This window comes from Streptomyces antarcticus (assembly GCF_026627255.1).
GTDB lineage: Bacteria > Actinomycetota > Actinomycetes > Streptomycetales > Streptomycetaceae > Streptomyces > Streptomyces antarcticus.
In genome coordinates this window covers 1-7597 of the sequence record NZ_JAPNLM010000067.1, presented here as the reverse complement: position 1 = coordinate 7597, position 7597 = coordinate 1, and the positions used below count along the sequence as shown (strand labels likewise).

Sequence of the window (7597 nt, the reverse complement as noted above, 5' to 3'; positions counted from 1 at the left end):
GGGTGGGGGGGGGGGGGGGGGGGGGGGGGGGGGGGGGGGGGGGGGGGGGGGGGGGTGGCGGTGCGGTGCCGCGGTGCCGCGCACGCCGTGCGGGGGTGGTGTTGTGGTGGGGTTGTCGTGGTGTCGGGGGGCCGGTGTTGGGGGCGGGTGCGGGGGCCGTGGGTGGGCGGTGTTGTCGGGTGTCGGCGGGCCTGGTTTCCCGGCTCGCTGTCCGGTGCATTTATTAGTTGCATCGTGACCGGGCGCTGAGCAGCGAGGCGAAGGGTGTTGATGCCCTGCGCGGTCCGATTCTGTGCAGAATGACTCTGCGATTTCGGAGGGCGGGTGCCGGGCTTTTCGGGGGCCGGGACTACTGAGTGCTCGCCTAGCTGTGATGTCTCACGAGGTTGGTGCCTGAGGCGACCGCGGAGGACTTGGAGGACTGGGAAGAGTGGCGGCTTTGCGGGGTGGGCCGCCGGTCTGCCTATGCTCAGGCCCATGGCACTGGAATGGGAACAGATCATGGTCGACTCCGCCGACCCCGTCGCTCTCGGGCGCTGGTGGGCCGAGGCTCTCGGCTGGGTTGTGGTCGACGAATCCGACGAGATCATCGAGATCCGGCCTGAGCCGGACCGGATGCCGGGCCTGCTCTTCGTGCCTGTCCCCGAGGGCAAGACGTCGAAGAACCGGCTCCACCCCGACTTCCGCCCCGACGACCAGGAGGCCGAGATTGCCCGGCTGCTCTCCCTCGGTGCCCGGCGCGTCGACACCGTGCAGGACGGGCAGCACTGGGTGACCCTCCTCGACCCGGAGGGCAACGAGTTCTGCGTCCTGAGTGAGCGGAAGAGCTGAGCGGGGACCGCCGGGCAGTTATCCGGGGCCCCGAGCCGGGGCCCCGGCTCTCTGGCTGGTCCGTGCTCCATACGGAGCTGTGCGGGGGCGCCCGGAGAGGCGCGATTCCAAGCTGAGGGCATGGAGTTCCCCGTAGATGTGGCGCAGCGCCACCCTCCCGAACACCGTCCGTCGGCGGGCTGCCGCCCGCCACTGAGGCGGTACCAACCTCATGCGACAGCACACCTAGCCGGCGCTGACTCGGTCGGCGACTGAGAAGTCGGTTTCGCAGTCCGGGCAGGTCGCGTTCCCGAAGACGTAGGTCAGCAGGTGGGCGACTTCGTGTTGGTCGTCGGTGAGTGCGATGTCGTGGAGACGCGAGCCGATGCCTTCGAGGTTTGCGGGGCTCGTCGCGCGGAGCGGGCGGGTTTCGATGGTGTCGTAAGACAAGGCGTAGTCCTCGCTGGTGGAGAAGAACCCGCGTTCGCCAATGACGATGAACAGGTTGGTTTCGCATCCGGGGCAGGAGACTTCGTATTCCTCGTTCCCGAGTCCCCAAGCCAGGTCCTCGCTCCATCCCGCGACGCCCTCGAAGCCGAGCATGGATTCCAGGAGGTCGATGTACTCGGTGCGGTCGGTTGCGGTCCGGAGATGACGGTTCACCGATGCCAGCAGGGTTGCGATTTCCGCCGAGTGCTGTGTGCGAACATCGCCCGCTCCATGCGGCTGGTCGGCGCCCGCCAGGATGGCACCCGCCAGGCCCAGAGCGTTCACGGCTTGTCCCCGGTCTTCGTTCTCGGCCATGTCGGCCAGCCAGGGCAGTGCTGCGAAGCTGGCTGAGAAGACGCTGCCTTGATGGCAGAGCGCGGACCACAGGTCGTTCCAGAGCCCTGACTCGGGCTCGGACGCGATGCGCGCCAGCAGGGCGGGTATGTCTTCGGCGGAGCCGTAGGCGTGGCTGAGTTGTGGCCAATCTGTCATGCCGGGGATCCAATCATGCCCGTGGCTGCCAGAAACGATCAGATGGCCGCTCGTCGGCCCTTGCCCCCGATCGTCACCGACCAACTTGGTAATGGCTATCTCCGTTTGGAGAGAGTACGTGTCTCCGCATTGGGTCCCAGGCTCGCCGGAACACCGTGGCGAGGTAGCGGTGTGCGACGAGCGCTTCACCAGCGCGGTGGGATGGGTCGAAGGTGTGGGCGCGCCGTTGCTGCGCGAGTCGGATGGCGGGGCTCAGGGCTGGTTTCCGGAGATGAAGTTTGGCGTCGTTGACGTAGATGGGAGCAAGCGGCGAGCGCTTGGCGTTCATGTTGGCCCAGTGTCTGATGGGATCATTTTCTTGCTCTTTGTAATGGCGCCGGGCTGGTCGGCCGGCCAGCTGCGCGGCGTCCTGGGCGACGACGTCCTGGCCGAGCTGATGGCGGGGGCGGACTGGCCGGTGATGGCCCGTCAGCTCGTCGGTCTCCAGCAGGCCGGTGTCGACCTCGGCACGTTTCTGCCGCAGCTGGGCCGCATGACCGCCGGAGTCCACCAGGCCGTGGTGGCGAACGAGGCCCTGACGAAGGCGGAGGGCACCGACCGGTGGGCGGACCTCCTTCGTACGACGATGCCCGCAGGTCTGGTGCGCGACGCGATCCTGGCCTCCCCGGCCTGGCCGGACATCGCGGCCGCCATGGGCCGGTTCGACGCCCGCGGCGTCGACGTCGCCCGGATCCTCCTCGACGCGCACGCCGCCGGAGCCGGCGTCGACCAGGCCGTCGCCGCCGTCACCACCGCGGCCGCCGCCAAAGCACCCGCACCCGCTCCGGGCCGCCCCGGCGGCGACCACCGCCCCCGCCTCCGCGCCCGCTCCGGCTCCGGCTGACGCCCGTGTGCCCGCACCCGCCGCTGCGCCGGGCACCGCGCCGACTGCCGCCCCCGCTCCTGCTGCTGTGCCGGTGCGGGAGGCCGTCGATCCGTGGGCGCCGCCCGCAAGCCGGGACGCGAAGCGTTCCTGGGGCCCGCTGACCGAGGGCCTGAACGTGCCCCGGGACCTGGACCTCGGCGACCGCGCGAAGGCCTTGGAGCAGCTCGGCGTGAACCGGCTCGCGCACGCCACGATCGTCGGCCTCGTCAAGGACGTCCTGCCCGAGACACAGGTCGGTCTCCTGGTCGCCTCCCGCCCCTGGCCCCTGCTCGCGGCCCGCATGAACCAGATCCGCGACCAGGGCGGCCCCGCACACCTCGCCGCACACCTGGCCCGCCTCCAGGCCGACACCTCCTTCAAGGACGGCCCCACCTCCACCACGGCCGGCCGTCTCGTGGACGCGACCCTGCACTCCCTGACGACACCGCCCTCCGCCCCGGCCGCGCCCGCGTCCCGCGTGAGGGTTTCCCCGGCGGCGGCCCGCTCCCGCTCCACCACCACAACCGCCGCCGCGGCCCCCGGACAGCCGGCCCCGGCCGAGCCGGCGTCCCCGCCCGCCAGCGAGCCGCCGCGCCCGCCAGGGCGGCGGGACACCGGCGGTGACGCCGCATCCGGCCCCGGGGAGAGCCACCGAGCCGACCCGGGGCACGCCCGCCCTGCTCCCGTCCGCCGCATCGAGCGGCCGCGCTTCTCCCCGCTCGATTACCTGTTCACTGCCCGCACGAAAACCTGTGTCGGCCGGAGTAGACATTGGTCGGTGGTGTGGTTATGGTTTCTCTCGTAGCCCAGAGAGACCGCAGGGCCTGGCAGAGACGAACTGCCGGGCAGCAGTATCCGCAGTACAGGTAGTACCCGTATGACGGTGCGGTGGTGGAGTGTCGAAGCCAGGGTTTGTGCAGGTCGGCGACGGGACTGGTCACCGGACTGGGTGGCCCGCAGTCATCAGGGGCCACCACACGCAGTATCAGCAGTTCGCAGTACTCGGCAGTGCCTCGGTAAGGGTGTCGATGGTGGGCATCCGCTCCGGGAGGTTCGGCAGTGGGGTTCCAAGCCAGAGCAGATGCAGGACGGGCGACGGGGCTGGCTGCCGGAGTGGCGCTGGTTTGAGGCCACCAGCAGTGCGCAGTGCAGTAGTAGGAGCAGTACCCGCGTTGCAGCAGTTCGCAGTATCAGCAGTTCCCAGTTGGTATGCAGTTGATCATCCGAGGGATGAACGGAGGGATTGGGCGCCATCAGGATCGCCCGGACGGATTGTTGGGTCCGGGTACCGCAGGACATCGTTTGTGAGGTGGTCTCCGGTCGAGCAACCGCGATCCCCGCACCCCCGACGGTTCTCAGGTCGGGTAGGCGGAAACAGTAGGCCGGCGCAGCATCAGGGCCGGCAGATGGTGTAGCAGTTCCTTCGGGGCCCTGGTGCCATAGGCACCAGGGCCCCTCCGCATGGTTCACAGAGAGGTGAAATGACCGCAGACGACTCCTACGGCCGTCTCGATGACGATGACTACCCCGCCTACACGATGGGCCGGGCCGCCGACATGCTCGGCACCACCCAGAGCTTCCTCCGCGCGATCGGCGAGCACCGTCTCATCACCCCGCTGCGCTCCACGGGCGGGCACCGCCGCTACTCCCGCTACCAGCTCCGCATCGCCGCCCGCGCCCGCGAGCTCGTCGACCAGGGCACCCCCGTCGAGGCCGCGTGCCGGATCGTCATCCTCGAAGACCAGCTGCAGGAAGCCCAGCGCATCAACGCCGAACACCGCCGCGCCTCCGGATCGGCGAACCCGCCGGCCGCGGCCTGAGCGGACTGAGGTTCCCCCGAGATGCGAGAAGAGGTGACAGGGGGTCAGATGGGGCTCGTGAGAGGAGCCCAGACGATGCCTGCCCCGAGGAAGTACCCGCTGGAGTTGCGTGAGCGTGCGGTGCGGATGTACCGGACCGCTGAGCCGAAGCCGGTGATCCGCCGTATGGCCGAGGATCTCGGCGTGCACCACGAGGCCCTGCGGAACTGGATCCGCCAGGCCGAGGCCGACGCCGGCGAACGCGGTGATGTGCTCACCACGGCGGAGCGCGAGGAACTGGCGGCCCTGCGCAAGGAAAACGTGCAGCTCAAGCGGGCGAACGAGGTCCTGCGGACGGCCTCGGCTTTTTTCGCGGCACAGCTCGACCCGACCCGGCCCAGGTGACAGGCCTCCTGGCTCTCCCTACGTCTGTCAGGCAGCACCAAGAGGGAGGTCGAGCACCCGCGCGAGTGCTACCTCGGGGAAGCCTCGGGGGCGAGCAAGTCGCGAGGCGGGCCCGCCGAGCCGCCGCCGACGCCTGCATTGCCGTATGGGCAACCATCGCTGCGAGCCCGCACGCCCCAGGGCTCGGCATCACGGTCGCCCCCTGCCCCTCGACCACCTGGCCCAGGAGCTCGCCGACATGCGGCAGCCGCTGTTCGAGCGGGCCCAGGCCAAGGACGCCTGAGACGAACGCGATCTCGGCCGACTCCACGGCGTCATCCAGGCCGCCGGATAAAGCAGGGGCTGCACCCGGCGAGCCGGCGGGTGAGCACGACGGATCCGGGCGGAGGAGGGCGTAGCCCCCCTCGGGGTCAGGTGGCTGTTCGGAAGAGGGTGCGTGCCATCTCCAGGACATCGGGTTCGGTGAGGCCTGCTTGTCTCGCGAGGTGCGCGAAGTGTCGGCATGCGTCCACCACGAGTGCCTGTGTGGGGGAGGACGTCGACATGACGACGGCGCCTCGTCCTGGTCTGAGGTCGATGAGGTGTTCTTCTTTGAGGATCTGGTATCCGCGCAGCACGGTGTGGACGTTGATGTTGAGGGTTCGTGCGAGAGAGCGGGCTGATGGGAGGCGTTCCCCCCGGTGCAGTGTGCCCTCGGCTAGAGCTCTGCGTACCGCGGCGGCGATCTGTTCCGCGAGGCTGACGGGCGACGAGTGATCGATTTCGACCAGCATGTCAGCGGTCCTCGGGGCTCTGTTCGCGAAGCCGGTTGACGAGCTTCGCGGCTGTCTCGGCGTCGTCGATGGTGATGACGAACGTGGTCTGGTTGCTCAGGCCGAGCCACAGGGCGTCGCCTTCGCGGAGCGAGATCGCGCTGAGGCCGGGGTTCCAGCGGTAGCCCCAGCCTCCGATTTCGAGGGGGCATGTCCAGCGGGACGAAGCTTTCGTGATGCGGGGGAGAGGGAAGTGCCGTCGGAGAAGCGGGAGGCAGACTGATGCTGCCGTGACTCCGCGCTCGGAAACAGTGACCCTGACCGCCGCGGTGATCAGGAAGGCTGCGGAGAACAGCAAAAGCGACAGCGCCCAGAGCCGGTGTGAGGGATCCACCGCTGCGGCGACCAGGAGGGCGGCGGCCGAGACCAGCCCGGTGGCGAGCATCCACCCGCTGACGAGGGAACGCTGCCACACCAGGACCGGGCCCGTTTCCCCTTGCCGGCTCATGCCCGCTTCCGTGACACGAGCCATCCGCCCACGGCCACAGCGAGTCCCACCGCGACGGCTGTGACGACCTGTTGGCTGGACAGCCGTACCTCCTGGCCTTCAGAGCCGGTGCTGACCCACATGGCCAGCACGAACAGGCACGCGGTTGCGCATGCCAGGCCCCAGGCGAAGACGCCCAGCGCCCGCACGGTGGTGATGGCGGCCTTGGCGGATATGAGGGCGGCACCGATGCCAATGGCCTCGATCAGGAAGACCACCATGTACTGGCCAAGTGCGGCGCTGGGGGAGCTGAATCCATTGGCATCGCCGTCAAGAGTGAAGTGGGTGGCAACCCTTCCCGTGAAGGAGCTCCTGAACAGGAGAAACGCCACTGCTGTAGCCACAGCTCCCACGATGAAGGGTGCCGCCAGCGTGAGGGCGCGCTGGGTCGGGGCTAAGGACGTCTTGTTATCGGCTGTCATCTGAGGTCTGTCCCTTTCATGTCGGGCACGCCCGAAACTTGCATGGGTCGTAATAGAACAAGCTCAACGCTTGCAACGGCCACCTACCCGAGGTGACGCACTGCCATGCGGGCCTCCCCGAGGAAGGCCGGATCTGTTCGATCAAGTCGGAATTCGATACAGCTTTCGAATTTACGACTGTCTGTCCACTCATCCCACCTCATTTATTGTATACCGCCACAAGTGGGGTCTAACGAGGGGAAGTTACCCATGCAACGACGCGCAAGCGTCGCCATCGCCGTGGCATCCGTACTGGGCTTAAGCGGCGTCGCCGCACAGGGTGCGATGGCCACGACCAAGACCCCCGCCCCCCGCGCGGCCGTAGCGGCAACCCCGCAGGCCGCGCAGGACGGACGGGCGCTCTTCGAAGGGCTCGCCTTCGCGCAGGGCCCGGTGGCCGAGGATCTCGGTGAGTCCGGCAAGTTCGCAGACCTGGCCGCCCTGCGCCAGAACAACAGCACCCCGGAGCAGAGGCAAGCGGCCTCAGCTCTTCTGGACAAGGTGCAGGCCAACCAGCCGCAGTTCTTCGGAACCTTCGCTGGCAAGCTCCGCTCCGGAGACCCGCGCAAGGTCCAGGACGGCATCAAGGAAGCGGCCGGCGTCCTCACGTCGCTGGCCGATCAGGCACCGCCCGTCAAGCCTGGTGACACCGGCACGGGCACCGGACAGTGCGCCACCATCGTCCTCGCCGTGAACGTACTGGTCGCCGTCAATCTCGGCGGCGCCGTCAACGTGTCGGTCGCCGTCAACATCCAGGCCGCTGCCAATGTGGCGAACGCAGTCAACTTCTGGTGGTCGCCGCCCAGCGGTTCGAGGAAGGCCGGATCTGTTCGATCAAGTCGGAATTCGATACAGCTTTCGAATTTACGACTGTCTGTCCACTCATCCCACCTCATTTATTGTATACCGCCACAAGTGGGGTCTAACGAGGGGAAGTT

At 68.3% G+C, this 7597-nt stretch carries 11 protein-coding genes; 7 read left to right on the top strand and 4 right to left on the bottom strand.

Annotation, left to right across the window (positions count from 1 at the left end; translation table 11 throughout):
• Positions 1-477: 477 nt before the first annotated feature.
• Entirely contained in the window at positions 478-831 is a 354-nt protein-coding gene (locus OTB16_RS38875) for a VOC family protein (protein WP_267727633.1), read from the top strand.
• 225 nt (positions 832-1056) lie between these two features.
• Here the strand turns inward: OTB16_RS38875 and OTB16_RS38870 are convergent, their stop codons facing one another.
• Positions 1057-1791 carry a hypothetical protein gene (locus OTB16_RS38870; RefSeq protein WP_267727632.1) on the bottom strand — a complete coding sequence of 245 codons (735 nt, stop codon included), beginning with the start codon at positions 1789-1791 and terminating at the stop codon, positions 1057-1059.
• Between the two features lie 358 nt (positions 1792-2149).
• On the opposite strand from OTB16_RS38870, the gene OTB16_RS38865 reads away from it, so the two are divergent.
• The 5 genes from OTB16_RS38865 to OTB16_RS38845 all read left to right on the top strand — a co-directional run bounded on the left by OTB16_RS38865 (position 2150) and on the right by OTB16_RS38845 (position 5182).
• Entirely contained in the window at positions 2150-2674 is a 525-nt protein-coding gene (locus OTB16_RS38865) for a hypothetical protein (protein ID WP_267727630.1), read from the top strand.
• Positions 2675-2747: 73 nt separating this feature from the next.
• A complete protein-coding gene (locus OTB16_RS38860) occupies positions 2748-3500 on the top strand; it encodes a hypothetical protein (protein ID WP_267727628.1) in 753 nt (250 codons plus the stop codon).
• A 676-nt stretch (positions 3501-4176) separates the two neighbouring features.
• A complete protein-coding gene (locus OTB16_RS38855) occupies positions 4177-4515 on the top strand; it encodes a helix-turn-helix domain-containing protein (RefSeq protein ID WP_267726736.1) in 339 nt (112 codons plus the stop codon).
• A gap of 75 nt (positions 4516-4590) precedes the next feature.
• Positions 4591-4899: a transposase gene (locus tag OTB16_RS38850; protein ID WP_267727626.1), complete on the top strand. Its 309-nt coding sequence runs from the start codon at positions 4591-4593 to the stop codon at positions 4897-4899.
• Positions 4900-5044: 145 nt separating this feature from the next.
• On the top strand, positions 5045-5182 hold the full coding sequence (locus OTB16_RS38845; protein WP_267727624.1) for a hypothetical protein: 138 nt from the start codon (positions 5045-5047) through the stop codon (positions 5180-5182).
• A 127-nt stretch (positions 5183-5309) separates the two neighbouring features.
• Here the strand turns inward: OTB16_RS38845 and OTB16_RS38840 are convergent, their stop codons facing one another.
• Genes OTB16_RS38840 through OTB16_RS38830 form a run of 3 tightly spaced genes read right to left on the bottom strand, consistent with a single transcriptional unit; the run spans position 5310 to position 6542 of the window.
• Positions 5310-5672: a GntR family transcriptional regulator gene (locus OTB16_RS38840; RefSeq protein WP_267727622.1), complete on the bottom strand. Its 363-nt coding sequence runs from the start codon at positions 5670-5672 to the stop codon at positions 5310-5312.
• A 1-nt stretch (position 5673) separates the two neighbouring features.
• Positions 5674-6159, bottom strand: a complete 486-nt coding sequence (locus OTB16_RS38835) for a hypothetical protein (protein WP_267727620.1) — start codon at positions 6157-6159, stop codon at positions 5674-5676.
• Positions 6156-6542, bottom strand: a complete 387-nt coding sequence (locus tag OTB16_RS38830; protein ID WP_267727618.1) for a hypothetical protein — start codon at positions 6540-6542, stop codon at positions 6156-6158. The genes OTB16_RS38835 and OTB16_RS38830 overlap by 4 nt, the downstream gene beginning before the upstream one ends.
• Positions 6543-6869: 327 nt before the next feature.
• Between OTB16_RS38830 and OTB16_RS38825 the strand changes: the two genes are divergently transcribed.
• On the top strand, positions 6870-7597 hold a 728-nt coding region (locus OTB16_RS38825), incomplete at its 3' end, for a sporulation delaying protein family toxin (protein ID WP_267727616.1).

Coding starts and splice junctions, on each gene's coding strand:
- OTB16_RS38850 (WP_267727626.1), top strand. CDS start 4,591: ATGCCTGCCCCGAGGAAGTACCCGCTGGAGTTGCGTGAGCGTGCGGTG.
- OTB16_RS38835 (WP_267727620.1), bottom strand. CDS start 6,159: ATGAGCCGGCAAGGGGAAACGGGCCCGGTCCTGGTGTGGCAGCGTTCC.
- OTB16_RS38875 (WP_267727633.1), top strand. CDS start 478: ATGGCACTGGAATGGGAACAGATCATGGTCGACTCCGCCGACCCCGTC.
- OTB16_RS38845 (WP_267727624.1), top strand. CDS start 5,045: ATGGGCAACCATCGCTGCGAGCCCGCACGCCCCAGGGCTCGGCATCAC.
- OTB16_RS38840 (WP_267727622.1), bottom strand. CDS start 5,672: ATGCTGGTCGAAATCGATCACTCGTCGCCCGTCAGCCTCGCGGAACAG.
- OTB16_RS38870 (WP_267727632.1), bottom strand. CDS start 1,791: ATGACAGATTGGCCACAACTCAGCCACGCCTACGGCTCCGCCGAAGAC.
- OTB16_RS38855 (WP_267726736.1), top strand. CDS start 4,177: ATGACCGCAGACGACTCCTACGGCCGTCTCGATGACGATGACTACCCC.